The sequence below is a fragment of the Pseudomonas sp. BJa5 genome (genome assembly GCF_030272875.2).
Taxonomy (GTDB): domain Bacteria; phylum Pseudomonadota; class Gammaproteobacteria; order Pseudomonadales; family Pseudomonadaceae; genus Aquipseudomonas.
In genome coordinates this window covers 13,757-39,369 of the sequence record NZ_JALRNG020000047.1, presented here as the reverse complement: position 1 = coordinate 39,369, position 25,613 = coordinate 13,757, and the positions used below count along the sequence as shown (strand labels likewise).

Here is a 25,613-nt window from a genome sequence, read left to right as displayed (position 1 = left end):
GATGCAGGAGCAAGCGGTTTTGCCTACTTTTCCCAAGAGAAAAGTAGGCCGCCGTAAGGGCGGAAGGGGCCGGCAGCGTCGCTGCATCGAATGGATAAGCTCACAGCCCCAGCGACCGAACCCAAACCAGCCCAGCCCAAGAACCATAGTCCCCCGGGGTTCCATGAAGCCCCCCCCAAAAAAAAGGCGCCTGGTGAAGACCACCAGGCGCCTTTTTCGCTACCGCCGATCGATCAGTCGCGGTACAGGATCGCCGAACCCCACGACAGGCCGACACCGAAGCCACTGATGGCCACGCGCTTCCAGCTACCGTCGAGCATGTGCTTCTCCAGCAGCAGCGGCACGCTGGACGACACGGTATTGCCGGTCTCGAGCATGTCCTTGACGAACTTGTCCTTGACCTGTTTTTCCGGATCTTCTTCGAAGCGACGGGCCACGGCATCGACGATTGCCGCACTGCCCTGGTGGATGCAGAACGCATCGATATCCGCTGCGGTCAGCTCGCAGGCTTCGAGCAGCTCGTGCAGGTGCGCCGGCACCTTGAGCAGGGCGAAGTTGAACACCTGGCGGCCATTCATGAAGAAGTTGCCGTCAGTGACCTTCAGGTGCGCAGCGCCCGAGCCGTCGGTACCGAAACGCGCCTGACCCAGCTGCCAGGCGGCGTTCTCGCCCATCCAGGTAGCGGTGGCGGCATCGCCGAACAGCATGGTGGTGTTGCGGTCTTCCGGATCGACGATCTTCGAGTACGGGTCGGCGGTGATCAGCAGGCCGTTCTTCAGCCCCGCCGCTTCCATGAAACCCTTGATCGCGTACAGGCCATAGACATAGCCCGAGCAACCCAGCGACACGTCGAAGGCGGCCACGCGGGTGGTCAGGCCGAGTTTGTCCTGGACGATGGCGGCCGTGTGCGGCAGGCCTTCTTCATCGCCGTTCTGGGTGACCACGATCAGCGCATCGATCGATTGCGGATCGAGGTCCGGATTGTTGGCGAACAATGCCTTGGCGGCCTCGACGCACAGGTCGGAGGTTTCTTGCTCGTCTGCCTTGCGCGGCAGAAAGGTCGAGCCGATCTTGCCGAAGATGAATTCTTCATCCTTGCCGAATTTCGCGCCCTGGACATAGTTGTCCAGGCCAGCGGTGGGCACGTAACTCGCGATACTTTTTATGCCAATCATTCTGGCTTCCCAATCAAAACAGCCAAAGACCGCCGCTCGCAGAACTGAGGGCGCCAAAAAACGGGGCAGCACCACCTTGGAGTGGCGCATGGCAGTGTTGTTGCCTGAGCCTGCAAATAAATAACCGGCAACAAATTCTTGCAAACGCCACCGATAGAATACAGGGAAGATGCCCGATTTGACTCATTGGTCACACCGATTTGCCGGAAAGTAGGGGTAAGCAGCCTCTTACCGGGTATAAAAAAACCCCGGCAGGCAGGTTGCCGACCGGGGTTTTACGCGGTTTGCATCAGAGCTTGTTGAAGAGGCTCAGTTGCGACAAACGGGAAAATGCCATCTGCGAAGCCTCCAGCATGGCCTGCTGCAGGGTCAGGGTGATCGCCGCGGTAGACATGTCGGTGTTGCCGATCGCGCTCTGGGTGCTCTTGTTGGCCAGCGCCAGGCTGCTGTTCTCCAGGGTCTGGATATCCAGGGAGTTGCCCCGGGCGCCGATCGAGCCGCGCGTGATATCAATGCGCTCACGGGCACTGCCGAGGTTGGCAATGGCCGAACCCACGGCCTGCTTGAGGGCAAAGCCGGATTTCTCGTCGGTTACCGGGGTGTCCAGCGCCGCGCGCAGTTGCCCCAGGGTTTCCAGTACGTTCTGGGTCTTGTGGGTATTGGCGCTGACCGCGAACTGATCCCCCGCCGCCGGCGTGTTGCCGTCGAGCTGGTAGGTCACCCCGGCCACCGTCAGCGAACTGCCGGCCACGGTGCCGCTGGCCAGCGGCTTGCTGTCAGCCGTGAGGGGCTGGGCATACATTTCGTAGTCGGTGGCACTGGTGAACTTGATCACCGCACCGTCGCTGGGGAAACCGCTGCGGTAGGCATCGGCATCGGTGATGGTGCTGCCGGTGATCTGCGTCGGCGACGGGTTGCCGGCGCTACGGGTGCTGGTCAGGGTGTCGGGACGCCCTTCCAGCTTGAACACATGCCCGGCCACGGCGGCGTCCGGGTCATCACCTTCCTTGAGGTTCACACCGACTTCAAATTCGACACCGCGCAGGGCGATACGGTTGCCACCCTCGGCCTTGGAGTCGAACACACCATTGGTGGGCGTCTCGCTGGTGATGTCGTTGCCGTTGGCGTCGGTGATGCTATAGGTGGTGGCACTGGTAAAGGTCAGGGTGTAAGGCTGGCCCTTGGCAAACCCACCGTTGTTGTAGGTGTTGACCGAGCTCAACAAGCCCTGGGACAGATTGACCCGGCCATCATCCGTTGCCGGCGCCTGCAGGCTGCTCTGGGTGCGGGACTTGTTGATGGCCTGGTCGAAGATGCTGAAGCCGGTGTCGTTGGTGGCCAGGTGCAAGGTGTCGGAGACCTGCAGGCTGAGCTGGGTCTGGTCACCATGGTAGCTGTAGGTGCCGTCGCTGTTGCGCACGTAAGGTGGCGACGAGGTCTTGGAGCCACCGAACATGTAGTTGCCGTTGGCATCGCGCGAATTGAGCAGGCCGAAGATGTTGGCCTCGATTTCCTTCAGCTCGCTGCTGATGGAGGTGCGGTCGGCATCGCTCAGGCTGCCGCCACCGGCACGGATGGCCAGCTCGCTGGCGCGCTGCATCGCCTCGTTGATGGTCGAGAGCACGCTCTCTTCCTGCAACAGGGCGTTGTTCACCGTGGTGATGTTGGCGTTGTACTGGCCCAGCAAGGCGCTCTGCTGTTGCAGCAGCAACAGCCGCGCGGCGCCGACCGGATCATCCGCCGCCGTCTGGATACGCACGCCCGACGACACTTGCGCCTGGGTCTTGGCCGCGTCGGAGAAGTTCTTCGAGTAGCTGGTGGCGCTGGTCTCATAGAACTGAGCAGTGGAAATACGCACGATCGGCTACTCCTTACAGGGCGTTGATCAAGGTGCTGAAGGTTTCTTGCGCGGTCTTGATGATCTGCGACGACGCGGTGTAGTAGTGCTGGAACTTGACCAGGCCGGCGGCTTCGTCATCCAGGTTGACCCCGGACACCGCACCACGGCTGGCCTTGGCCGAATCGAGCACGGCGCCGCTGGCCTTGGTGTCGATCTGCGCCTGGCTGGCCTTGGCCCCTACCCGCTCGACCAGCGAGGCATAGGCCGAGGTGAAGCTGATGCCGCCACCGGAGCCGGTGCCGACCGTGGATTGGGTCTGCAGGCGCAGCAGGTCCTGGGCATTGCGGTTGTCGGACTTGCCGTCGACGTTGAAGCTCAGGGTGAAGCTGTCGTCGCCGGCCGGGCTGCCGCCGATGGTGGTTTCGACTTCGAAGGTACGCGGGTTGCCGCTGCCATCGAGGATCGGCGCACCGGCCGCATCACGCATCGGCACGCCGATGGACAGTTTGTTGTCCTGGCCCGGCACGATGCTGCCGCTACCGATCTTGGTGCCCTTGGCGTCGAACAAGTCATAGCCCTGGGTGCCGCCGCTGGCGTCACTGAACACCACCCGCACCGGCATCGACTGCTTGATCGAGTCCTGCATCAGCGCAAGGTCGGCGCCACTGTAGATGTCCAGGCGATCGCCCAGGGTCGGCTGGGTGATGGTGCCGGTACCGCCGTTGCTGCTACCGGCAGTGGCGCTGATCGGGCCGGCGAAGGCCAGCTTGTTGGCATCGGTCATGACCGTGTTGATGCTGCCCGCTGCAGCGCGGGTAGGGATGACCTTGAACGAGTCACCCGCCGCCAGGGCGCCGCCCTTGAGTGACAGGCTGAAACCGTCGATCACCGGCGCCGGGTCGTCGTCCAGGTTGAAGGTACCCATGTCGGTGCCGTCGGAGCGGCGCACGGTGTACTGCTTGTCGCTGGTGAACTTGACCTCGTAGTCGTGGGTGGTCAGCGCACCGCTGTTGGCGATGGTGACGTCGAGGTTGCCCGAGCCTGCACTGTTGCCGGAGGCCGCCAGGCTGCGCTGGCTGATGGCGGTGGCGCTGTTGATGCTGGAGAACAGGTTGCTGCCGAACTGGCCGTTGGCATCGAGGCCTTGGCCCAGCTGGCTGTTGATGCTGTCGGCGACCACCAGGGCCACGCGCCCCAGCTCGTTGATCGACGGGTTGAGTACATCGTTGCGATAACGCAGCAAGCCACCGATCTGACCACCGCTGACCACCGAGGTGACATCGGAGCTGAAGGTCTGGTAGTTGATGGTCAGGCTGTACTGGCTCTTGTCGCTGGCACTGGGGCCGACCGAGAGGGTGTTGGCGGTGTTGCCGGTCACCAGCGACTGGCCGGTGCCCAGGTACACATCGATACTGCCGCCGCGCTCCTGCACGGTGACACCGACCAGCTCGTTGAGCGAGCGCACTGCTTCGTTGCGCGCATCGATCAGGTTGTTGGGGGTGTTGCCGGTGGACGACAACTGCACGATCTGCTTGTTGTATTCGGCAATGCTGGAGGTCAGTTTGTTGACCTGGCCGCTCAGGGTATCGAGCTGCGAATTGATGCTGTCGTTCTGTTGGCTCATCTGCGAGGAGATGGCGTTGAAGCGGTTGCTCAGGGTCTGTGCCTGGGTCAGCAGCAACTGCCGCGAAGCGACGTCGCCCGGGGTGGCCGAGGCGGTCTGCAAGGCGGAGAAGAACGAGGTGAGCACCGAGCTGATACCGGTATTGCTGTCGGCCAAAAGCTTGTCGACGCTGGTGATCTGGTCCTGGAACGCCAGGGCATCGGTGTTCAGCGACGTGGCGGTGCGCAGCTGGTTGTCCAGGTAGCCGTTATAGATACGGCGCACATCCGACAGGGTGGTGCCGGTGCCGATGAAGCCGACGCCGATGTTCTGCATGCCGCCGGCGGCGACCTGCACGGTCTGCTGGCGCGAGTAACCCGAGGTCGCGGCATTGGCGATGTTGTTCGAGGTCACCGCGAGCGCAGCCTGGCTGGCATTCAGGCCGCTCAGCCCGATCGAGATCAGATTCGACATGCTTCAATCCTTATAGATTTGTGGTACCGCCAGCCAAGGCGTACTGCGGGGTGGGTTGCAACTGCCGGGCGATGCTGATGATCTTGCTCGCGTACGAAGGATCGGTGGCGTAGCCGGCCTTTTGCAGCTCTCTGGCAAACTGTTCCGGTGTATCGGCCGCACTCAGCGCATCTTTATAGCGGGCGTTGCTCTGCAACAGCGTGACCAGGTCGTGGAAGCTGTCCTGGTAGGAGTCGTAGGAACGGAACGCCGCCGTCTCCTTGACGAATTGGCCGTCGCGGAACTCGCTGGTGATCGCCCGCGCCTGGCCACCCTGCCAGTTGCCGGTGGCCTTGATGCCGAACAGGTTGTGGCTGCTGCTGCCATCGGCCTGGCGCATGACCGATTTGCCCCAACCGGTTTCCAGGGCCGCCTGGGCCACCAGGTAGCGCGGGTCGATACCGATGCGCCTGGCGGCCTGCTCGGCCATTGGCAGCATGGTGGCGACGAATTCGTCGGAAGAACTGAAGGCGCGCTTGGCCGGCGCCAGCGGCGGCTGGGCCACGGCGCGGCCATGGATGCGCAACTCGCTGGGTGCCGCAAAGGCTTGCGCCGGCTGCCAGTCACCCTTGACCACGGCATCACCGACCAGGGTCGAACGCCCGGGGATCGGCGCGGTGTTGGTGGTGGCCGGCGTACCCGCAGCCGACGGCACCAGGCCCGCCAGCAAGCGATCGGTGAGCTTGCCGGGCAAGGCCAGGCGACGGGAATTGAGCGCCGCCACATCATTGCGCACGCTGCCGGTAGCCTGCGGCTGATCGGCCACGCCGACCGCCGTCGCTCCCAGCGCACGGGGCTGGACATCGAAGCGCGGGAACGGGCTGTTGTTCACCGCTGCCGCCTTCTGCTTGGACAGCTGGCGCATCAGCACATCCTGCAGGCCGATACCGCCGCCCTCGCGGGACATGCTCACCGCCAGTTGCTGGTCGTACATCTGCTGGTACTGCTTGGTGGTCTCGGTGTTGAGCGGGTTGTCCTTGGCCAGCACATCGCTGGCCGAACGCATCGACTTGAGCATCTCGTTGAGAAACAGCGACTCGAACTCCTGGGCCACCTTGCGCAGGTTGGCGTCGCTGTCGCGGTCGCCGACCTTGAGCGAGCTCAGGCGATTGAGGTCGGTGTAGGCGCCACTGTCGGCGGCGCTGAATGCGCTTTTCGGCATGTCCATGGCCAATTTCCTCAGATCACGATCAGGTCAGCCTGCAAGGCGCCGGCCTGTTTCAGGGCTTCGAGGATCGCCATCAGGTCACTGGGGGCTGCGCCCACCTGGTTAACCGCGCGCACGATCTCGTCCAGGGTGGTGCCCGGACCGAACTTGAACATCGGCTTGGCTTCCTGCTCGGCATTGACCCGCGAGCGCGGCACCACGGCGGTCTGGCCATTGGAGAACGGCCCCGGCTGGCTGACGATCGGGTCTTCGGTAATGGTCACGGTCAGGCTGCCGTGGGTCACCGCCGCCGGCGACACCTTGACGTTCTGGCCAATGACGATGGTACCGGTACGCGAGTTGATGATGACCTTGGCCACCGCCTGGCCCGGATCGATCTCCAGGTTCTCGAGGATCGACAGGTAGTCGACCCGCTGGCTCGGATCGAGCGGCGCGGTCACCCGCACCGAACCGCCGTCCACCGCCTGGGCCACGCCCGGGCCGAGCAGTTCGTTGACCTTGTCGACGATGCGCTTGGCGGTGGTGAAGTCCGGACGATTGAGGTTCAGGGTCAGGCTGTTGCCCTGGTTGAAACCACTGGGCACGGCGCGCTCCACCGAAGCACCACCGGGGATGCGCCCGGCCGACGGCACGTTGACGGTGATCTTGGAGCCATCGCGGCCTTCGGCGTCGAAGCCACCGACCACCAGGTTGCCCTGGGCGACGGCGTAGACGTTGCCGTCGATGCCCTTGAGCGGGGTCATCAACAGGCTGCCGCCACGCAGGCTCTTGGAGTTACCGATCGACGACACGGTGATGTCCACCACCTGGCCAGGCTTGGCGAACGCCGGCAGGTCGGCATGCACCGACACCGCGGCGACGTTCTTGAGCTGCACGTTGCCGGTACCGGCCGGCACCTTGATGCCGAACTGCGAGAGCATGTTGTTGAAGGTCTGCAGGGTGAACGGCGTCTGGGTGGTCTGGTCACCCGTGCCATTGAGACCCACCACCAGGCCGTAGCCGATCAGCTGGTTGCTACGCACGCCGGAAATGCTGGCGATGTCCTTCAGACGCTCGGCCTGGACGGCGAACGCGGCAGACATCAGCAACGCGGCGGCGATCAGCTGCTTGAAGTTGAACATGGTCATCCGAACCTAGAAAGGCCAAAGCGGGCTGAGGAAGAAACGGTCGAACCAGCCCGGCTGGCTGGCGTCGGCAAAGGAGCCGGTGCCCGAATAGGTGATGCGCGCATCGGCCACCCGGGTCGAAGGCACGGTGTTGTCGGTGGCGATGTCGTCGGCGCGGATCATGCCGGCGATGCGCACCAGTTCATCACCGGTGTTGAGGGTCAGCCACTTCTCGCCGCGCACGGCGATGATGCCGTTGGGCAGCACATCGGCCACGGTCACGGTGATCGAGCCGGTCAGGCTGTTGCCCTGCCCGGCCTTGCTGTCACCCTTGGTGGCGCGGTCGCCGCTGTAGCCGGCGCTCAGGCTCAGGTCGCCGTCGCTGAACGGGTTGTTGGTGGTCATGGACGAACCGAACAACGAGGTCAGGCCGATGTCGGCCTTGCTGTTCTTGGCGATCTGCGAATTGGCGTTCTTGCTCGCCTGGGTGCGCTCGTTGAGGGTGATGGTGATGATGTCACCGACCCGGAACGCCTTGCGGTCGCTGTACAGGTTCTGCTCGAAACCGGCCTGGTAGATCGAGCCGTTGTTGGCCGCCGCCGGCAGGGGCGTGCGCGGCAATACCGGCGCGTAGTAGGGATCGTTGGGCTTTGGCGTCGGCGCAACGCAGCCGGCCAGCACGGTGACCCCACTCAGGGCTAGTACGGATAACAGACGACTCATGACTCTGACCTCACGGTGGAACAGGCGCCGGGCAAGCGACCTCAATGACTTCACTTACAGGTTCTGGGTAACGAACGAGAGCATCTGGTCGGCCGTGGAAATGACCTTGGAATTCATCTCGTAGGCACGCTGGGTGGTGATCATGTTGACCAGCTCTTCCACGGTGCTGACGTTGGAGTTTTCCAGGGTCTGCTGCTGGACCATGCCGAAGCCGTTCAGGCCCGGGGTGCCGACTTGCGGCGCGCCGCTGGCGGCAGTCTCCAGGAACAGGTTGCCACCCACGGCCTGCAGGCCCGCCGGGTTGATGAAGTCGGCGGTCTGGATGTTGCCGATCACCTGTGCCGCCGGGTTGCCGGCGGTGGTGATGGACACGGTGCCGTCACGGCCGACGGTGAAGGTCTGCGCCTCGGGCGGAACCACGACTGCCGGCTCCAGGGCAAAGCCGCTGGCGGTGACGATCTGGCCGTCGGAGTTCAGGTGGAAGGTACCGTCACGGGTGTACGAAACGGTGCCATCGGGCTGCAGGATCTGGAAGAAGCCACGGCCATCGATCGCCATGTCCAGGGGGTTCTCGGTGGTCTGCAGGCTGCCGGCGGTGAAGTTCTTCTGGGTGCCGACGATGCGCACACCGGTACCCAGTTGCAGGCCCGAAGGCAACTCGCTGTCCTGGGTGGAGTTGGCGCCCGGCTGGCGGCGGGTCTGGTAGAGCAGGTCCTGGAACTCGGCGCGATCACGCTTGAAGCCGGTGGTCGAGACGTTGGCCAGGTTGTTGGAAATGGTGGTCAGGTTCATGTCCTGGGCGGACAGACCGGTTTTACTGACCCAAAGAGCCGGAAGCATGCAGTTCTCCTTGCGCGCCTGTTTTACGGCGCTACCTGAAAGTGATTAGCCGATTTGCAAAACCCGAGCCATGGCTTCATCGCCTTCCTTGGCCGTGGTCATCATTTTGATGTGCAGTTCGAATTGACGGGACAGCGCCAGCACCGAGGTCATTTCCTCGACCGCGTTGACGTTGCTGGTTTCAAGGAAACCCGACACCAGACGGACGTTGCCGTCGGCCGCGAGCGGCTGGCCGTTTTCGGGATGGATCAAGCCGTCCAGGCCCTTGGTCATGGTCTTGAGGTCGGGGTTGACCATCTTGATCCGGTCGACCTGGGCCATCACCTGCGGCCCCTCGCCCATGGCGCGGATGGTGATGGTGCCGTCTTCACCGACCTCGATCTTCTGCTCCGGCGGCACCGCGATCGGCCCGCCATTGCCCATCACCGGCATACCGTTTCCGGCCCGCAGCACACCCAGGGCGTCGATGTTCATGCTGGCTGTGCGCACATAGGCTTCGCTGCCGTCGGGCGCTTGCACGGCGATGAAACCGTCACCGCCGATGGCCACGTCCAGGTCGCGGCCGGTTTCCAGCATCGAGCCCGGGGTGAAGTCCGTCGCCGGCCGCTCGGTCATGGCATAGGCACGCGCCGGAAAGCTGTCACCGAACACCGGCATCGAGCGCGCCTGCTCCAGGTCACGCTGGAAACCGGTGGTGGAAATGTTCGCCAGGTTGTTGGCATGCGCCTTCTGCGCCAGTGCGTTCTGGCTGGCCCCGGTCATGGCCACGTAAAGCATCTTGTCCACAGGATCTCCTCTGCACGGCCCCTCGCCGCGCTGCCACCTTGGCCTGCTTGTAGCAATTATCGAACCACAATGAACAAAGCCCCGTATTCCGGGGCTTTGCGGGCAAACATCGAAGGCCAACCGTCAGTTTGTCGGCGAACTCTTGCCGCCCGCGGCAAGGCGACCTTCAGTAGCGGCGGCAACCGGCATTGTCATAGGGCCCGGAATGCCGCACCCAGCCCTCGCCCGGATCGACCTGGGCACACAGGTAGCGCCCGGTGACCTTGCTCTGCCACTGGTACCAGGGCGCCGGCGCCGCCTGGGCGACAGACCACAGCACCAGCGCTGTAATCACTGCCAATCGCTTCATCCGCCCTCCTCGTCTATCGCTCAGCCGATAAAAAAAGCCCCTGCAAGCAGGGGCTCGGTACACCATCGAGCATCAGGTCATCTGGATGATGGTCTGCATGATGGTGCTTTCGGTGGAGATGGTCTTGGCGTTCGCCTGGTAGTTGCTCTGCGCCTTGATCAGGTTGACCAGCTCACCGGTCAGGTCGACGTTGGAGTCTTCCAGGGAGCCGCCATAGATCTTGCCGAGGGTGCCGGTGTCCGGCTCGCCGACCACCGGCACGCCGGAGGCGTAGGTTTCCTGCCAGCTGGTGCCACCCACTGGCTGCAAGCCCTGGACGTTGGCGAAGTTGGCGATGGCCACCTGGCCGATCACCTTGTCCTGGCCGTTGGTGAAGTTGGCGAACAGGTTGCCGCTCTGGTCGACCGTCAGGCCGCTGAGCTCGCCGGTGGCGTAGCCGTCCTGGTTCTTGGCGGTGGTGGCGGAGGCGGCGTTGTACTGGGTGGTCGCCAGCATGTCGAGGGCGACGCCACCGGCACGGGCGACGGCGCCATTGGAGACCCAGTTGCCCGCCGCGTTTTTCTCGGCCGGCACCCAGTTGTCGATCTGGAACGACTTGTCGGCACCGATGGTCAGCCCGCCCGCCACCGGCCCTGCAGTCATCGCGGCAGTGTCGAGGGTGCCGTCGGACTTGAACGGCAGTTTGTTGACCATCGGGGTGGTCAGGGTCGGGTCCGCCGGGTTGCGGCCGTCGATGGTGCTGTACATGGTCCAGGAGTTGGTGCCGGCATCCTTGACGAAGTACTGGTTCAGCTGGTGGGCGTTGCCCTGGCTGTCGTACACATCGGTGTTGAAGGTGTAGTTGTAGGTGGCAACGTTCGACGGATCGAACGGAGTAACCTTGGGCTCGGCGGCGCTGGAGTTGAGGTTGACCGTCTCGGAGATGCGCGAGGTCGGACGCGGCTCCAGGTTGGAGGTGTCGATCTTGAGATCGGTCATCACGCCCTTGACCAGCTTGCCATCGGCATCCACGCCATAACCTTGCAGGTTGGAGCCCTGGGCGTTGACGATGTAGCCGGCCTTGTCGCTGTAGAAGGCACCGGCACGGGTGTAGATCTTCGAACCGTTGTCATTCATGGCGAAGAAGCCGTTGCCGTCGATGGCCAGGTCCAGGCTCTGGCCGGTACCGGTGAAATTGCCCTGGGTGAACATCTGCGACACGGCGGCGGTGGTCACACCACTGCCCACTGCGGTCTTGCCGCTGGTGCCACGGATCGACGACGCATACTGATCGGCGAACTCGGCACGGGAGGTTTTGAAGCCGGTGGTGGCAACGTTGGCGATGTTGTTGCCGGTGACATTCAGGGCCTTGTTTGCTGCATACAGGCCGCTCAGGCCGATATTGAAAGACATGTGCTCACTCCTGCCGTGTTATCGGCCCTAGATTCCAATGGATTGAATTTTCGACAGCCCGATGCTGCCGAGGCCGGCCAGGTTCAGCATCATTTCCGAACCGTTGCTGCCCATGGTCACGCTGCTGACCGAGGCCGGCAGGTTGGTCGTCATGGTCGTGGCCACCCCTTCGATGGTGCCCGAGGCCTTGAAGCTGTAGGTGCCGGCAGGTGCTACCGCGCCGTCGCTGTCCTTGCCATCCCAGGTGAAGTCCACCCGGCCACCCTTCTGGCTACCCAGGTCGAGGGTGCGCACCAGCTCGCCATCACTGTCGTAGATGCCCACCGTGGTCGCGGTGCTGGACGAGGTCAGGTTGACCGAGCCGCGCATTTCCTTGCTGGTATCGACGACCGCTTTGTCGGTCTGCACCACCACATTGCGCCCGACCAGCGAAGAGGCCTGCAGGGCAACGGACGAGAGAAACGCCCCGCCAATGTTGGCCACCGAGTCATTGAGCGTCTGGATGCCTTCCAGGCTGCTGAACTGCGCCAGCTGCGCCACGAACTCGCCGTTCTCCTGCGGGTCGAGCGGATTCTGGTTTTTCATCTGGGTGACCAGCAATTGCAGGAACGCATCCTTGCCCAGGGCGCTGCCTGCGGTGCCGGTCTTACTGTTGCCGCTGGTTTCCGGCTTCTGCAGCGATTGCAGTACCGAGCTGGAAACGGAATCTGTCGTACTCATTCCAATGCCCCTATCACTGACCCAGGGTCAGCACTTTCTGCATCATGGTCTTGGCCGTGTTCATCAGCTCGGCGTTGGTCTGGAACGAGCGGCTGGCCGAGATCATGTCGGCCATTTCCTCGACCACATTGACGTTCGGGTAATAGACGTAGCCGTCCTTGTTCGCCGCCGGATGATCGGGCTCGTAGCGCGCTTCCAGGTTGCTCTGGTCCTCGACCACGCCGAGCACCTGCACGCCCTGGCCGGCATTGTCCTGGTCCTGGAACAGCGACTGGCTGACGCCGGTCTGGGCCTGCTGGAAGGTGGTGGCGAACACCGGGTGGCGGGCACGGTAGGTCTGGTCGATGCTCGACGACACGGTCTCGGCGTTGGCGATGTTCGAAGCGACGGTATTCAGGCGCGTGGTCTGCGCGCTCATGCCGCTACCGGCAATGTTGAAGACACTGGCGAGGGACATGACTTACTCTCCGCGCAGGGCCGAAACCAGCCCTTTGAATTTACTGTTGAGCAGCGTGAAGCTGGCCTGGAAGCCCACGGCGTTTTCCGCGTAGCTGGATTGTTCGAGCTGGGCATCGACGGTGTTCTGGTCGATCGAAGGCTGCATCGGCGTGCGGTACTGCAGGGTGTCGTCAGCCATGGTCAGGCCTTCGGCCTCGATGTGCCGGGTGTTGGTCCGGTCCAGGGCGAAGCGACCGCTCTTGGCCTTTTCGCTCTCGGCAGCCAGCACCGAGGAGAAGTCCATGTCCCGCGCCTTGTAGTTGGGCGTGTCGGCGTTGGCGATGTTGTTGGCCAGCACTTCGGCACGCTGGGCGCGAAAGCCCAGTGCCTTTTCGTGAATGCCGAGCGCTTTGTCGAAGCTGATGCTCATGTCGGGGAAACCTTCGAAGGTTGACCGGATAATTCGTAGGCAGTGACATAGCAAGAGCCATGCCAAAAAACAAAGCCCCGTATTTACGGGGCTTTGACGACATTTCATCAGTGGCAATGCCAGAAAAGCGGCAAGGGTATTCCGCCTGGCGCCGGCAAAGCGGCAATTTGGCGGCGCCCAAAACGTAGGAGCGGGCTTGCAGGGTAGCTGTGGGAGCTGCCGCCAGGCTGCGATCGGCCGCGTAGCGGTCGTAGAATCCGACGACTCGGTTCATCAGGCCAGCCGAGGCAGCTGGATTGCGACTGCTGTGCAGTCGATCGCAGGCTTCGCCAGCTCCCACAGGTTCAACTGCTCACCCTCTGTAGCCGCTGCCGCCAGGCTGCGATCGGCCGCGTAGCGGTCGTAGAATCCGACGACCCGGTGCATCAGGCCAACCGAGGCAGCTGGATTGCGACTGCTGTGCAGTCGATCGCAGGCTTCGCCAGCTCCCACAGGTTCAACTGCTCACCCTCTGTAGCCGCAGCCTCGTTCCTCGGCAGCGGCTACACCAAATTTGGCGGCGCCCAGGGCCGCTCCTGCACAGTCGTCATACGATTGCATGGGTACCTGTGGGAGCTGCCGCCAGGCTGCGATCGGCCGCGTAGCGGTCGTAGAATCCGATGACCCGGTGCATCAAGCCTGCCGAGGCGCCCGGATTGCGACTGCTGCGCTGTCGATCGCAGGCTTCGCCAGCTCCCACAAGACAGCCGCTCCAACGCGCAGTGCGTTTTACTTGGCTTGGTAGATGATGCCCGGGCTGCACTGAACCATCTGGTAGTGGTCAGGCAGACCATTGAGCGCCTCGGAAGCGCCCAGGAACAGATAGCCACCCGGCTTCAAGGTGCTGTGGATGCGCATCAGGATGTCCTTCTTGACCTGGGCCGAGAAGTAGATCAGCACGTTGCGGCAGAACACGATGTCGAACTTGCCCAGACTGGCGTAGCTGTCGAGCAGGTTGAAGGAGCGAAACTCCACGCGACTGCGGATCGGCGCCTTGACCGCCCAGCGCCCCGGCGCCTTGACATCGAAATAACGCTGCAGGCGCTCCTGGGACAGGCCGCGGGCAATGGCCAGGCTGTCGTACTCGCCGGTGCGGCAATTGTTGAGCATCGACCCGGACAAGTCGGTGGCAACGATCTGCGCGCCCATCTTCAACTGACCGATATTGCTGCGCTCGAACTCGTCGATGGCCATGGAGATCGAGTACGGTTCCTGCCCCGAGGAACAGGCGGCCGACCAGATGCGCAAACGCTGCCCCGGGTTGGCCTTGATCTGCTCGGGCAACACCTTGTTCTTGAGCACCTCGAACGGATAGGTGTCGCGAAACCACAGGGTCTCGTTGGTGGTCATGGCATCCACCACCTGCTCGCGCAGACCGCTGCGTGGCTGGCCCTGGATACGCTGCACCAGCTCGCTCAGGGACTTGATGCCCTGTTGCTCCATCAGCTTGTTGAGACGGCTGGAGACCAGGTACTGCTTATTTTCGCCCAGCAGGATGCCACAGGCTTTTTCCAGGAAGACCCGGAACTGTTCGAAATCCAAATTACCCGTAGACAATGATGCCGCCTCTTAAATCGTGTGAACCACCAGGGGCCATGCCCCTGGCCGTTAATGCGTGGCCTTGATGCGGTCGACGACGCGCTGGGCGAGGTCGTCCGGCTTGAACTTGGCGAGGAAGTCATCCGCCCCGACCTTCTTGACCATCGCCTGGTTGAACACCCCGGACAGCGAAGTATGCAGGATGATGTGCAGGTTTTGCATGCGCGGGTCGCTGCGGATCTCGGCGGTCAGGGTGTAGCCGTCCATCTCCGGCATCTCGATGTCGGAGATCATCATCAGGAACTCCTCCTCCGGCCGCTTGCCCTCATCCACCAGCTTGCGCAGGTAGTCGAGCGCCTGGCGACCATCGTTGAGCGCCACCACCTCGACCCCGACGGTCTGCAGGCAACGGCTGACCTGCTTGCGTGCCACCGACGAGTCGTCGACCGTCAATACCCGCAGCAGCACCGCCTTGTCCTGCACCTCGGCATCGACCACACCTTCGGAGATCGACTCGGAGGTCGGCGCCACTTCGGCGAGGATCTTCTCCACGTCGATGATTTCGACCATCTTGCCGTCGACCCGGGTCACCGCGGTCAGGTAGTGATCGCGCCCGGTGCCCTTGGGTGGCGGATGGATCTCCTCCCAGTTCATGTTGACGATGCGTTCCACCGAGTGCACCAGGAAGCCCTGGGTCTTGGTGTTGTACTCCGTGATGATCACGAAGCTGTTGCGGGTCTCTTCACGCAGACCGGGCATGCCGGTCGCCATCGCCAGATCCAGGATCGGGATGGTTGCCCCCCGAATATTCGCGACACCGCGCACCACCGGGTTGGACTTGGGCATCACGGTCAGTGACGGGCACTGCAGCACTTCCCGCACCTTGAACACGTTAATCCCGTACAACTGATCGCCATTGAGGCGAAACAGCAACAGCTCCAGGCGGTTCTGCCCCACCAGTTGCGTGCGCTGGTTCACCGAATCCATTACACCGGCCATGCCAGACTCCTTCACCAAACGCTTCGAGCTGCGTACCCAGTCGGCACGCGCTTTGCTTTTTTAACCGCATGAACATGAAAACGACATTTTTCCGACGCCTGACCCGCTGCCTTTTTGCGCTGGGCTTGCTGGTTCCTGGCGTTCGGACCCTGGCCGACGCGTTCACCTTGCCTGAACAGCTTATCGGTGTCACCCAGGGGTTTCTTGAATTCACCGTTGAAGATTATCTGGCCAGCAGCCAGACCGAAGGGCGCTACGAAATCCAGGTCAACACCCTCGATCCGCGCTTGCGCATGCCTCTGTGCGACCGGCAATTGGACGCCAGCCTGGAAAGCCCGGCACAGCCCTTGGGCCGCGTCACCGTGCGGGTTCGCTGCGAAGGTGCCGCCCCCTGGACAGTGTTCGTGCCAGCCCAGGTTCGGCTGTTTCGCAATGTGGTGACCGTGGCCCGCCCGCTCAAGCGCGAGAGCATTGTCGGCGAGCAGGATGTGATCCTGCGCGAACGTGACGTCGGCACACTGAACCAGGGCTTTCTGTCCAGCCTGGACCAGGCCATCGGCTTGAAGGTAATCCGACCGACGGTCATGGACCAGGTGCTGACACCCCAGCACCTGGAACAGGCCGAAGTCATCCGCAAGGGTGATCAGGTGGTCATCACCGCCCGCAGCGGCAGCCTCAGTGTGCGCATGCCGGGCGAGGCCCTGAGCAAGGGCGGCCAGAGCGAACAGATCAGGGTGCGCAACCTCAACTCAAAACGTGTGGTCAAGGCCAGGGTCACGGGGCCGGGACAGGTGGAAGTAGCCATGTAGACAGCAGCCCCGCGAAGAACCCTGGCGGTCAGCAAGCGCTTTTCCTAAACTGTGTCCGATCGGGAGCCCAGCGCTTGAGCCTGCCGCGCAGATTGCCGTGCAATTGCGCCTAAAGTTTCTTTCGGGTTGGCCGAAAACAAGGCAAGCGTCCAAATACCCAGAGGTTTTTTGATCATGGTCATCGACTTCAGTCGTTTGAATAACTCTCCGTCGGTTGCCGGCGGCGTGCGCACTGGCAATAGCCAGGAAAGCACCGCCAGCACTGGCGCGACCAAGACCGACAGCGTCGTTCAAGGCAGCGCCAGCGGCGAAACCGTACACCTCAGCCAAGAGGCCCAGCAGTTGCAACAGGTCACTGACAAGCTGCGCGAGCAGCCGGTTGTCAACAGCGCCCGGGTGGCGGAGTTGAAACAGGCCATCGCCAACGGCAGCTACCAGGTCGACAGCAACCGCGTCGCCAGCAAGCTGCTAGATTTCGAAGCCCAGCGCTAGCCCCAGGCGCGCTGACTTCAGGACGCCGGAACCCAAGAGCCAGCCATGCACGACATGACCCTGCTGCAACTGATCGAAGACGATTTCGCACCAGCGCAACAACTGCTCGAATTGCTGCAGACCGAGTCGATTGCCCTGCACGGCCGCGACATGCCGCTGCTGGAAGACATCCTCGCGCGCAAGCAGTCGTTGGTGATTCTTCTCGATCAGCAAGGTCGGCGGCGCAGCGAACTGCTCGCCAGCCTCGGCCTGAGCCAGGACCGTGAAGGTGTCGTGCAACTGGCCAGCCACTCGCAAGCCGGCGAGCGGCTCCTGCAACAACTGGACGCCCTGGGCAAACTGCTCGCCGATTGCCAGGCGCTCAATGCCGGCAACGGCCAGCTGATCCAGATCCAGCAAGGCGCCACGGCCAACCAGCTGAGAATCCTCATGGGTGGTGAATCACCGTCGTTGTATGACAGCCGCGGCTCGACCTCCCCTCTTGCCAAGCCACGGGCGCTTAGTCAGGCTTGATTCCCTGTATCAAGGCACGGAACATACTGGCAAAATGCCGTTAATTGCGTGTGTCGTTTTTGCCTGGAGATTGACTACCCGTGTTGAATGAAGCAGAAGCTCCGCAGCCTCCGAAGGTGCTGACCACCCCTTTGGAAATTGCCGCCAACTTGCGGTCGCTGCAAGAGAGCCATGACCCGCTGATCATCACCTTCCACGAACGCAGCCAGCGCTTCCAGAGCTATGTGGTCGACGTCGACCGCGAAGGCAATCGCCTGTCGCTGGACGAGATGGTGCCCCGCGACGGCGAGCGTTTTCTCGAGAATGGCGAGCCGTTCCGTGTCGAGGGTTTCCATGACGGCGTGCGCATTGCCTGGGAATGCAACACCCCGCAGACCATCAGCGAAGCCAACGGCCACCGCTGCTACCGCGGCGCGTTGCCGACCGAGGTGGCCTATCACCAACGACGCAATGCCTTCCGCGCGGCGCTGAAGCTGTCGCAGCTGGTCGACATCAAGCTCGATGGCGACCGGCTCAAGGGCAAGGGCGAACTGCGCGGCAAGCTGCTGGACATCTCCGCCACCGGTTGCAAGCTGCGCTTTGAAGGGAATGTCGAAGAACGACTGCAGCTGGGCCAGGTGTATGAAAAGTTCGCCGCTGGCGCACCGCTGGGCCTGACCCAGGTTGAAGTGGAACTGCGCCACCTGCATTTCGAAGAGCGCTTCAACACCACCTTCGCCGGCGTGCGCTTCCACAACATCAGCGGGCAGATGCAGCGCAAGGTCGAGACCTTCGTGTACCAGTTGCAGCGTGAAGCGCGGCGGTTCGATAAAGACGACTACTGAGTCGAACCCTTTCGCCGGGCAAGCCCGCTCCCACCTTCTTCTGTGGGAGCGGGCTTGCCCCGCGAAAAGCCGTCACACCGGCGCCGGCTTCTCCCCCGCCTCACCCGCACCACCCTCTTCTTCCACCGGTACGTCTTCCGCCTCGGTATCCTCGGCGGCCACGGGCGTCTGCATCTGCTCCTGCACGACCTGCTCGTCGACCCGTGGGTCCAGCGCTGCCGACAGTGGCGAACCGGCCGCCGGCATGGCCACGTGATTGAGCGGTGCATCGTCGACCTGATGCAAACCGGTTACCGCTTTCGGACGAATCCGCCACACCAGCACCAGGGCGAAGAACACGCAGAAGGCATAGAGCATATGGGTGCCCAACACCTTCATCAGCACCCCCGCCACCAGCGGCCCGATACTGGCACCGACACCGTAGGTCACCAATAGCATGGCCGTGAGCGACACCCGCCGCTCGCTCTCGATATGGTCGTTGGAAAAAGCCACCGCCAGCGGATACAGGCAGAACTGCAGCAACGACACCGCGAACCCGGCGGCAAACAGCACCACCAGCGGCACTACCGGCATGATCGCCAGGGGCAAGGCAAAAATCGCCAGGCCGATGGCCACGCTACGGATCAGCACCGCGCGGTCATAGCGGTCCGACAACCAGCCCAGCGGCCACTGCACCAAGAGGCCGGCGAAAATGCAGGAGCCCATGAACAGACCGACCTGTTCGGTACTCAACCCCTGCTTGGCCGCGTACAAGGGTGCCAGGCCATAGAAAGAACCGACGATCAACCCCGAGCCCAGCACGGTGCTGAGCGACTGCGGCACCCGCTTGATGAAGAAGCGCGGATCCAGCGGCGCCGGACGCAACGCCGCCGGGTGAATGCGCCGGGTCAGCGCCACCGGCACCAGGCACAGGGTAAAGCACATGGCGACCAGCATCAGCAGTTCCGGCCCAAGCTCCGGATGCGCGACCAGGATCAGCTGCCCGAGCACCAGGCCCAGGTAGGAGGCGATCATATAGCCGCTGAACACGGCGCCGCGCTGCTTGGCATCGGCCTGCTCGTTGAGCCAGCTCTCGATGACCATGTACTGGCACATCATCCCCAGGCCCACGATCACTCGCAAAACCAGCCAGGCCGGCAACCAGCTCACCATCCCGTGCCCGAGCACCGCCGCACCGACGATGCCGGCACAGGCGGCATAGGCACGGATGTGCCCGACCCGGGCGATCAGCCGGTGGCCGATCTTGCCGCCCAGGGCCAGGCCGAAATAGTTGGCCGCCATCAGTGCACCGACCCAGAGGCTGTCGACATGGTCGGCAGCCAGGCGCAGGGCCAGGTAGGTACTCAACAAGCCAGAGCCGATCAACATCATCAGCGCAGCGAAATACAGCGCGCGAAAAGACTTCCAGATCTGTCGCATCAGCGTCCCGAACGGCCCCTTGAGCAGGTGGAAAAACTGCTTGAAAGCATAAGTGAAAATAGCGGCGCTGCAGACCTTGGCGGTAAAAAAAGGCTAGGCCTGCGCTGCCAGCACACGGCGCTCCCACGGGGTGATTTCATCGAAGAAACTGGAGAGCTCCAGGGTCTTGGTGGCGAGGTAGCCTTCGATGAATTCCTTGCCGAACAACTCCCGGGCAAGCGCGCTGCGTTTCAGACGTTCGAGGGCGGCATGCAAGGTACATGGCAGGCTCAAATGATCCGGCACCTCGAATTCGCCCTGGATCGCCGGCGTCGGTTGCAGTTGCTGCTCGATGCCGTACAGGCCTGCGGCAAGGCTGGCGGCGATGGCCAGGTAAGGGTTGCTGTCGGCACCCGGCAGCCGGTTCTCCACCCGCCGCGCCACCGCAGCGCTTGCCGGAATGCGCAGGCCGGCGGCGCGATTGTCTTCGGACCAGCAGGCATTGTTGGGCGAGGCATAGGGATGGCACAGGCGCTGGTAGGAGTTGACGTTGGGCGCGAACAGCGCGGTGAAATCCGCCATGCACGCCTGCAAGCCACCGATGAAATGGTGGAAGGTCGCGGTCGGTTTGCCGGCGGCATCGCTGAACACATTACGCCCGCTGTCGATCTCCACCACGCTTTGATGGATGTGCATGGAGCTGCCCGGCGTATGCGCCAGCGGCTTGGCCATGCACACCACGGTCAGGCCGTGCTTGAGGGCGACTTCCTTGAGCAGGTGCTTGAACAGCAGGGTCTGGTCGGCCAGCAGCAGCGGGTCGCCATGCAACAGATTGATCTCGAACTGACTGACGCCCATCTCGTGCATGAAGGTATCGCGGGGCAAGCCCAGGGCCGCCAAGCAGCGATACACCTCGGTAAAGAAAGGACGCAGGCCGTTGTTGGAGCTGACGCTGAACGCCGAGTGCCCCTCTTCGCGGCGCCCGTCCTTGCCCACTGGTGGCAGGAACGGCTGGGTCGGGTCGCTGTTGGGGGCGAAGACGAAGAACTCCAGCTCGGTGGCCACCACCGGGGCCAGGCCACGGGCGGCGTAACGGGCGATCACCGCCTTGAGCAGGCCGCGGGTGGACAGGCCGGAACTGTCTCCGTTCAATTCGACCGCATCACAAATCGCCAGGGCGCGGGGCTCATCGCTCCAGGGCAGGCGGTGGATCTGCTGGGCATCGGCCACCAGGGCCAGGTCGCCGTCATCACTGCCATAGAAACGCGCCGGCGGGTAGCCGCCCATGATGCACTGCAACAGCACGCCACGGGCCATCTGCAAACGCCGCCCTTCGAGAAAGCCCGCAGCGGTCATGACCTTGCCGCGCGGTATGCCGTTGAGGTCGGGCGTTACGCATTCGACCTCATCGATGCCATTCAATCGTTCGGCGAGAGAGCACTGGCCACTGGTCGTCATGACGCTATCCTTGTTGTTTTCGCATGCCGTGTACGGCGACAGCTACAACATAGGCACTGGGCGTTCGGAATTTCAAGCACCCTGACCGGGGTTTGATCGTTATTTTCGACATCGCCAATCGCGGGGCAAGCCCGCTTCCACAAGGTGGGAGCGGGCTTGCCCCGCGATTGGATGTACCCGTCAGCCCGGCAGGGTCAGGCCGTTAGCCGGCAACGGCAACGCGGTCTTGTAGCGCACCTGTTTCAAGGCAAAGCTGGAACGGATGTTGGCCACCCCCGGCAAGCGGGTCAGGTAATCGAGAAAGCGCTCCAGCGCCTGGATGCTCGGCAGCAGCACCCGCAGCAGGTAGTCCGGGTCGCCGGTCATCAGGTAGCACTCCATGACCTCCGGGCGCTCGGCGATCTCTTCCTCGAAACGGTGCAACGACTGCTCCACCTGCTTCTCGAGGCTGACATGAATGAACACATTGACGTCCAGTCCCAGCACCTCCGGCGCCAGCAAGGTCACCTGCTGGCGAATCACGCCCAGTTCCTCCATGGCCTTGACCCGGTTGAAGCACGGGGTGGGCGACAGGTTCACCGAGCGCGCCAGCTCGGCATTGGTGATCCGGGCATTTTCCTGAAGGCTGTTGAGAATGCCGATATCGGTGCGATCCAGTTTGCGCATGAGAGAATTTCACCTGTTTTTTGTCTTTATAAGGAATGTTTATCCGCAAGCCCGCGCAAAGGCAACGAACTTGAGAAAAATATTCTTCAGGCGCCGGAATATCATGTAGGGCAAGACTGACTCCCTGGTCACAAGCCTGGGTTTGAGTAGCGACCGCTTCAAAGCTCAACAAAAACACAAGACAGAGCGAGCGTAAAAAAGCATGAACGAGTACGCCCCCCTGCGTCTGCATGTGCCCGAGCCTACCGGCCGGCCAGGCTGCCAGACTGATTTTTCCTACCTGCGTCTGAACGATGCCGGTCAGGTCCGTAAACCTCCCGTCGATGTAGAAGCCGCCGATACCGCCGATATCTCCTATAGCCTGATCCGGGTGCTGGACGACAAAGGCAATGCCCTGGGCCCGTGGGCCGAGGACATCAGCCCCGAGATCCTGCGCGAAGGCATGCGCACCATGCTCAAGACCCGGCTGTTCGACAGCCGCATGGTGGTCGCCCAGCGGCAGAAGAAGATGTCCTTCTACATGCAGAGCCTGGGCGAGGAAGCCATCGGCGCAGGCCAGGCCATGGCCCTGAACCGCACCGACATGTGCTTCCCCACCTACCGCCAGCAAAGCATCCTCATGGCCCGCAATGTGTCGCTGGTGGAAATGATCTGCCAGTTGCTGTCCAACGAGCGCGATCCGCTCAAGGGCCGTCAGTTGCCGATCATGTATTCGGTGCGCGAAGCCGGCTTCTTCACCATCAGCGGCAACCTGGCGACCCAGTTCGTCCAGGCCGTCGGCTGGGCCATGGCCTCGGCCATCAAGGGTGATACCAAGATCGCCTCGGCCTGGATCGGCGACGGCGCCACCGCCGAATCCGACTTCCACACCGCCCTGACCTTCGCCCACGTCTACCGTGCGCCGGTGATCCTCAACGTGGTCAACAACCAGTGGGCGATCTCCACCTTCCAGGCCATCGCCGGTGGTGAATCGACCACCTTCGCCGGTCGTGGCGTGGGTTGCGGCATCGCTTCGCTGCGGGTCGACGGCAACGACTTCATCGCCGTCTACGCCGCTTCGCGCTGGGCCGCCGAACGCGCCCGTCGCGGCCTGGGCCCGAGCCTGATCGAATGGGTCACCTACCGTGCCGGCCCGCACTCGACGTCGGACGATCCGTCCAAGTACCGCCCGGCCGACGACTGGAGCCACTTCCCCCTGGGCGATCCGATCGCCCGCCTCAAACAGCACCTGATCGCCATCGGCCACTGGTCCGAGGAAGAGCACCAGGCGGTCACCGCCGAGCTCGAGGCCGAGATCATCAAGGCGCAGAAAGAAGCCGAGCAGTACGGCACCCTGGCCGGTGGCCAGATGCCGAGCCCGGCCTCCATGTTCGAGGACGTCTACAAGGAGATGCCGGAGCACCTGCGCCGGCAGCGCCAGGAACTGGGGATCTGACATGAACGATCACAACACTTCTATCGAGTTGGAAACCGCCATGGCGACTACCACCATGACCATGATCCAGGCCCTGCGCTCGGCCATGGACATCATGCTCGAGCGCGATGACAACGTGGTCGTCTACGGCCAGGATGTCGGCTACTTCGGCGGCGTATTCCGCTGCACCGAAGGCCTGCAGGTCAAGTACGGCAAATCGCGGGTCTTCGACGCACCGATCTCCGAGAGCGGCATCGTCGGCACCGCCGTGGGCATGGGCGCCTACGGCCTGCGTCCGGTCGTCGAAATCCAGTTCGCCGACTACTTCTACCCGGCCTCCGACCAGATCGTTTCGGAAATGGCCCGCCTGCGTTATCGCTCGGCCGGCGAATTCGTCGCGCCCTTGACCCTGCGCATGCCCTGCGGTGGCGGCATCTACGGTGGCCAGACCCACAGCCAGAGCCCCGAGGCGATGTTCACCCAGGTCTGCGGCCTGCGTACGGTGATGCCGTCCAACCCCTATGACGCCAAAGGCCTGCTGATCGCCTCGATCGAGAACGACGACCCGGTGATCTTCCTGGAGCCCAAGCGCCTGTACAACGGCCCGTTCGACGGCCACCACGACCGTCCGGTAACCCCCTGGTCGAAACACCCGGCCAGTGCCGTGCCCGATGGCTACTACACCGTGCCGCTGGACAAGGCCGCCATCACCCGCCCCGGCAATGACGTGACCGTGCTGACCTATGGCACCACTGTGTATGTGTCCCAGGTGGCCGCCGAGGAAACCGGCGTCGATGCCGAAGTCATCGACCTGCGCAGCCTGTGGCCGCTGGACCTGGAAACCATCGTCGCCTCGGTGAAGAAGACCGGTCGTTGCGTGGTGGTCCACGAGGCCACCCGTACCTGCGGATTCGGCGCCGAGCTGATCGCGCTGGTCCAGGAGCATTGCTTCCATCACCTCGAAGCCCCGATCGAGCGCGTCACCGGCTGGGACACCCCCTACCCGCATGCGCAGGAATGGGCGTATTTCCCCGGCCCCTCGCGAGTGGGCGCGGCATTGAAACGGGTCATGGAGGTCTGAATGGGCACGCACGTCATCAAGATGCCGGATATCGGTGAAGGCATCGCACAAGTTGAGCTGGTGGAGTGGTTCGTCAAAGTCGGCGATACCGTCACCGAAGACCAGGTCGTGGCCGATGTCATGACCGACAAGGCCACGGTGGAAATCCCTTCGCCGGTCAGCGGCAAGGTCCTGGCCCTGGGCGGCCAGCCGGGTGAAGTCATGGCGGTGGGCAGCGAGCTGATCCGCATCGAAGTCGAAGGTGCAGGCAACCTCCAGCAATCTGCCGACACCCCCGCCCCTGTGGGAGCGGGCTCGCCTGTGGGAGCGGGCTCGCCCCGCGAACAAGCCACCCCGGTCGCTGCACCTGTATCTGCCCCCGCACCGGCTTGCGCCCCCGTACCGTCCCAACACCAGGCGGCCCCTATCACCCCTCGCGAAGTCAACGAGCGCCCCCTGGCCTCCCCGGCCGTGCGCAAGCGCGCCCTGGATGCCGGTATCGAGCTGCGCTATGTGCATGGCAGCGGCCCGGCCGGGCGCATCCTGCATGAAGACCTGGATGCCTTCCTGACCCAGCCGGTCCGCGCCACGCAAAGCCCGTCGGGCTATGCCAAGCGCAGCGACAGCGAACAGATCCCGGTGATCGGCCTGCGCCGCAAGATCGCCCAGCGCATGCAGGACGCCAAGCGTCGCGTCGCGCACTTCAGCTACGTCGAAGAGATCGATGTCACCGCCCTGGAAGAACTGCGCCTGCACCTGAACAAGAAGTGGGGCGACAGCCGCGGCAAGCTGACCCTGCTGCCGTTCCTGGTCCGCGCCATGGTCGTGGCCCTGCGCGAATTCCCGCAGATCAACGCCACCTACGACGACGAAGCCCAGGTCATCACCCGCCATGGCGCGGTGCATGTGGGCATCGCCACCCAGGGCGACAACGGCCTGATGGTACCGGTACTGCGTCACGCCGAGGCCGGCAGCCTGTGGAGCAACGCCGGCGAGATCGTGCGCCTGGCCAATGCCGCCCGCGGCAACAAGGCCAGCCGTGAAGAACTGTCGGGCTCCACCATCACCCTCACCAGCCTCGGTGCCCTGGGCGGGATCGTCTCGACGCCGGTGGTCAACACGCCGGAAGTGGCCATCGTCGGGGTCAACCGCATGGTCGAACGGCCGATGGTGATCAACGGCCAGATCGTCATCCGCAAGATGATGAACCTGTCCTCGTCCTTCGATCACCGCGTGGTCGACGGCATGGACGCAGCACTCTTCATCCAGGCCATCCGCGGCCTGCTCGAACAACCCGCCAGCCTGTTTGTGGAGTGACC

General features: G+C 63.2%; 25 protein-coding genes. 7 read left to right on the top strand and 18 right to left on the bottom strand.

Going from position 1 to position 25,613, the window contains the following annotated elements:
- Positions 1-233 precede the first annotated feature (233 nt).
- From M2D63_RS22515 to M2D63_RS22445, 15 genes are all read right to left on the bottom strand, one after another.
- Positions 234-1,175 carry a ketoacyl-ACP synthase III gene (locus M2D63_RS22515; protein ID WP_285865256.1) on the bottom strand — a complete coding sequence of 314 codons (942 nt, stop codon included), beginning with the start codon at positions 1,173-1,175 and terminating at the stop codon, positions 234-236.
- Positions 1,176-1,464: 289 nt separating this feature from the next.
- Positions 1,465-3,033: a flagellar hook-associated protein 3 gene (locus M2D63_RS22510; protein ID WP_285865255.1), complete on the bottom strand. Its 1,569-nt coding sequence runs from the start codon at positions 3,031-3,033 to the stop codon at positions 1,465-1,467.
- A 13-nt stretch (positions 3,034-3,046) separates the two neighbouring features.
- A complete protein-coding gene (gene flgK, locus M2D63_RS22505; protein WP_285865254.1) occupies positions 3,047-5,092 on the bottom strand; it encodes a flagellar hook-associated protein FlgK in 2,046 nt (681 codons plus the stop codon).
- 10 nt (positions 5,093-5,102) lie between these two features.
- Positions 5,103-6,299, bottom strand: coding sequence for a flagellar assembly peptidoglycan hydrolase FlgJ (flgJ, locus tag M2D63_RS22500; RefSeq protein ID WP_285865253.1), 1,197 nt, complete (start codon positions 6,297-6,299; stop codon positions 5,103-5,105).
- 11 nt (positions 6,300-6,310) lie between these two features.
- Positions 6,311-7,420: a flagellar basal body P-ring protein FlgI gene (locus tag M2D63_RS22495; protein ID WP_285865252.1), complete on the bottom strand. Its 1,110-nt coding sequence runs from the start codon at positions 7,418-7,420 to the stop codon at positions 6,311-6,313.
- 12 nt (positions 7,421-7,432) lie between these two features.
- Entirely contained in the window at positions 7,433-8,128 is a 696-nt protein-coding gene (gene flgH, locus M2D63_RS22490) for a flagellar basal body L-ring protein FlgH (RefSeq protein WP_285865251.1), read from the bottom strand.
- Between the two features lie 54 nt (positions 8,129-8,182).
- Complete coding sequence (gene flgG, locus M2D63_RS22485; RefSeq protein ID WP_285865250.1) at positions 8,183-8,968, bottom strand: flagellar basal-body rod protein FlgG; 786 nt, start codon at positions 8,966-8,968, stop codon at positions 8,183-8,185.
- 45 nt (positions 8,969-9,013) lie between these two features.
- A complete protein-coding gene (locus M2D63_RS22480) occupies positions 9,014-9,754 on the bottom strand; it encodes a flagellar basal body rod protein FlgF (protein ID WP_285865249.1) in 741 nt (246 codons plus the stop codon).
- Positions 9,755-9,920: 166 nt separating this feature from the next.
- A complete protein-coding gene (locus tag M2D63_RS22475) occupies positions 9,921-10,103 on the bottom strand; it encodes a hypothetical protein (RefSeq protein ID WP_285865248.1) in 183 nt (60 codons plus the stop codon).
- A gap of 72 nt (positions 10,104-10,175) precedes the next feature.
- On the bottom strand, positions 10,176-11,495 hold the full coding sequence (flgE, locus tag M2D63_RS22470; protein WP_285865247.1) for a flagellar hook protein FlgE: 1,320 nt from the start codon (positions 11,493-11,495) through the stop codon (positions 10,176-10,178).
- 27 nt (positions 11,496-11,522) lie between these two features.
- Positions 11,523-12,215, bottom strand: coding sequence for a flagellar hook assembly protein FlgD (gene flgD, locus M2D63_RS22465; protein ID WP_285865246.1), 693 nt, complete (start codon positions 12,213-12,215; stop codon positions 11,523-11,525).
- Positions 12,216-12,228: 13 nt separating this feature from the next.
- Complete coding sequence (flgC, locus tag M2D63_RS22460; RefSeq protein WP_285865245.1) at positions 12,229-12,672, bottom strand: flagellar basal body rod protein FlgC; 444 nt, start codon at positions 12,670-12,672, stop codon at positions 12,229-12,231.
- A gap of 3 nt (positions 12,673-12,675) precedes the next feature.
- The gene (gene flgB, locus M2D63_RS22455) at positions 12,676-13,083 is read right to left on the bottom strand and encodes a flagellar basal body rod protein FlgB (RefSeq protein WP_285865244.1); all 408 of its coding nucleotides are present in this window, start codon (positions 13,081-13,083) and stop codon (positions 12,676-12,678) included.
- Between the two features lie 768 nt (positions 13,084-13,851).
- Positions 13,852-14,679 (bottom strand): protein-glutamate O-methyltransferase CheR, encoded by an 828-nt coding sequence (cheR, locus tag M2D63_RS22450; RefSeq protein ID WP_285865243.1) that lies wholly within the window; start codon positions 14,677-14,679, stop codon positions 13,852-13,854.
- Positions 14,680-14,730: 51 nt separating this feature from the next.
- Positions 14,731-15,660, bottom strand: coding sequence for a chemotaxis protein CheV (locus M2D63_RS22445; protein ID WP_285865242.1), 930 nt, complete (start codon positions 15,658-15,660; stop codon positions 14,731-14,733).
- Between the two features lie 68 nt (positions 15,661-15,728).
- On the opposite strand from M2D63_RS22445, the gene flgA reads away from it, so the two are divergent.
- From flgA to M2D63_RS22425, 4 genes are all read left to right on the top strand, one after another.
- Positions 15,729-16,469: a flagellar basal body P-ring formation chaperone FlgA gene (gene flgA / locus M2D63_RS22440; RefSeq protein ID WP_285865241.1), complete on the top strand. Its 741-nt coding sequence runs from the start codon at positions 15,729-15,731 to the stop codon at positions 16,467-16,469.
- Between the two features lie 174 nt (positions 16,470-16,643).
- Complete coding sequence (gene flgM / locus M2D63_RS22435; RefSeq protein WP_285865239.1) at positions 16,644-16,961, top strand: flagellar biosynthesis anti-sigma factor FlgM; 318 nt, start codon at positions 16,644-16,646, stop codon at positions 16,959-16,961.
- A gap of 45 nt (positions 16,962-17,006) precedes the next feature.
- Positions 17,007-17,474 carry a flagella synthesis protein FlgN gene (locus M2D63_RS22430; protein ID WP_285865238.1) on the top strand — a complete coding sequence of 156 codons (468 nt, stop codon included), beginning with the start codon at positions 17,007-17,009 and terminating at the stop codon, positions 17,472-17,474.
- An 80-nt stretch (positions 17,475-17,554) separates the two neighbouring features.
- Positions 17,555-18,298, top strand: a complete 744-nt coding sequence (locus M2D63_RS22425) for a flagellar brake protein (RefSeq protein ID WP_285865236.1) — start codon at positions 17,555-17,557, stop codon at positions 18,296-18,298.
- A 72-nt stretch (positions 18,299-18,370) separates the two neighbouring features.
- On the opposite strand, the gene M2D63_RS22420 is transcribed toward M2D63_RS22425, so the two are convergent.
- The 3 genes from M2D63_RS22420 to bkdR all read right to left on the bottom strand — a co-directional run bounded on the left by M2D63_RS22420 (position 18,371) and on the right by bkdR (position 21,820).
- A complete protein-coding gene (locus M2D63_RS22420) occupies positions 18,371-19,717 on the bottom strand; it encodes an MFS transporter (protein ID WP_285865234.1) in 1,347 nt (448 codons plus the stop codon).
- Positions 19,718-19,810: 93 nt separating this feature from the next.
- Positions 19,811-21,052, bottom strand: coding sequence for a glutamine synthetase family protein (locus M2D63_RS22415; RefSeq protein ID WP_285865257.1), 1,242 nt, complete (start codon positions 21,050-21,052; stop codon positions 19,811-19,813).
- Positions 21,053-21,334: 282 nt separating this feature from the next.
- Complete coding sequence (bkdR, locus tag M2D63_RS22410) at positions 21,335-21,820, bottom strand: Bkd operon transcriptional regulator BkdR (protein ID WP_045189126.1); 486 nt, start codon at positions 21,818-21,820, stop codon at positions 21,335-21,337.
- Between the two features lie 202 nt (positions 21,821-22,022).
- On the opposite strand from bkdR, the gene M2D63_RS22405 reads away from it, so the two are divergent.
- The 3 genes from M2D63_RS22405 to M2D63_RS22395 are packed head-to-tail and all read left to right on the top strand — an operon-like array spanning position 22,023 to position 25,611.
- Positions 22,023-23,255: a 3-methyl-2-oxobutanoate dehydrogenase (2-methylpropanoyl-transferring) subunit alpha gene (locus M2D63_RS22405; RefSeq protein WP_285865226.1), complete on the top strand. Its 1,233-nt coding sequence runs from the start codon at positions 22,023-22,025 to the stop codon at positions 23,253-23,255.
- A 1-nt stretch (position 23,256) separates the two neighbouring features.
- On the top strand, positions 23,257-24,315 hold the full coding sequence (locus M2D63_RS22400) for an alpha-ketoacid dehydrogenase subunit beta (protein WP_285865224.1): 1,059 nt from the start codon (positions 23,257-23,259) through the stop codon (positions 24,313-24,315).
- The gene (locus M2D63_RS22395; RefSeq protein ID WP_285865223.1) at positions 24,316-25,611 is read left to right on the top strand and encodes a dihydrolipoamide acetyltransferase family protein; all 1,296 of its coding nucleotides are present in this window, start codon (positions 24,316-24,318) and stop codon (positions 25,609-25,611) included.
- Positions 25,612-25,613: the final 2 nt, after the last annotated feature.

Bases quoted from the DNA above. Each gene is read 5' to 3' on its own strand.
- M2D63_RS22515 (WP_285865256.1), bottom strand. From the start codon at position 1,175: ATGATTGGCATAAAAAGTATCGCGAGTTACGTGCCCACCGCTGGCCTG.
- flgK (WP_285865254.1), bottom strand. From the start codon at position 5,092: ATGTCGAATCTGATCTCGATCGGGCTGAGCGGCCTGAATGCCAGCCAG.
- flgJ (WP_285865253.1), bottom strand. From the start codon at position 6,299: ATGGACATGCCGAAAAGCGCATTCAGCGCCGCCGACAGTGGCGCCTAC.
- M2D63_RS22495 (WP_285865252.1), bottom strand. From the start codon at position 7,420: ATGTTCAACTTCAAGCAGCTGATCGCCGCCGCGTTGCTGATGTCTGCC.
- flgH (WP_285865251.1), bottom strand. From the start codon at position 8,128: ATGAGTCGTCTGTTATCCGTACTAGCCCTGAGTGGGGTCACCGTGCTG.
- flgG (WP_285865250.1), bottom strand. From the start codon at position 8,968: ATGCTTCCGGCTCTTTGGGTCAGTAAAACCGGTCTGTCCGCCCAGGAC.
- M2D63_RS22475 (WP_285865248.1), bottom strand. From the start codon at position 10,103: ATGAAGCGATTGGCAGTGATTACAGCGCTGGTGCTGTGGTCTGTCGCC.
- flgE (WP_285865247.1), bottom strand. From the start codon at position 11,495: ATGTCTTTCAATATCGGCCTGAGCGGCCTGTATGCAGCAAACAAGGCC.
- flgD (WP_285865246.1), bottom strand. From the start codon at position 12,215: ATGAGTACGACAGATTCCGTTTCCAGCTCGGTACTGCAATCGCTGCAG.
- flgC (WP_285865245.1), bottom strand. From the start codon at position 12,672: ATGTCCCTCGCCAGTGTCTTCAACATTGCCGGTAGCGGCATGAGCGCG.
- flgB (WP_285865244.1), bottom strand. From the start codon at position 13,083: ATGAGCATCAGCTTCGACAAAGCGCTCGGCATTCACGAAAAGGCACTG.
- M2D63_RS22445 (WP_285865242.1), bottom strand. From the start codon at position 15,660: ATGGCCGGTGTAATGGATTCGGTGAACCAGCGCACGCAACTGGTGGGG.
- flgA (WP_285865241.1), top strand. From the start codon at position 15,729: ATGAACATGAAAACGACATTTTTCCGACGCCTGACCCGCTGCCTTTTT.
- flgM (WP_285865239.1), top strand. From the start codon at position 16,644: ATGGTCATCGACTTCAGTCGTTTGAATAACTCTCCGTCGGTTGCCGGC.
- M2D63_RS22430 (WP_285865238.1), top strand. From the start codon at position 17,007: ATGCACGACATGACCCTGCTGCAACTGATCGAAGACGATTTCGCACCA.
- M2D63_RS22420 (WP_285865234.1), bottom strand. From the start codon at position 19,717: ATGCGACAGATCTGGAAGTCTTTTCGCGCGCTGTATTTCGCTGCGCTG.
- M2D63_RS22415 (WP_285865257.1), bottom strand. From the start codon at position 21,052: ATGACCGCTGCGGGCTTTCTCGAAGGGCGGCGTTTGCAGATGGCCCGT.
- bkdR (WP_045189126.1), bottom strand. From the start codon at position 21,820: ATGCGCAAACTGGATCGCACCGATATCGGCATTCTCAACAGCCTTCAG.
- M2D63_RS22405 (WP_285865226.1), top strand. From the start codon at position 22,023: ATGAACGAGTACGCCCCCCTGCGTCTGCATGTGCCCGAGCCTACCGGC.
- M2D63_RS22400 (WP_285865224.1), top strand. From the start codon at position 23,257: ATGAACGATCACAACACTTCTATCGAGTTGGAAACCGCCATGGCGACT.
- M2D63_RS22395 (WP_285865223.1), top strand. From the start codon at position 24,316: ATGGGCACGCACGTCATCAAGATGCCGGATATCGGTGAAGGCATCGCA.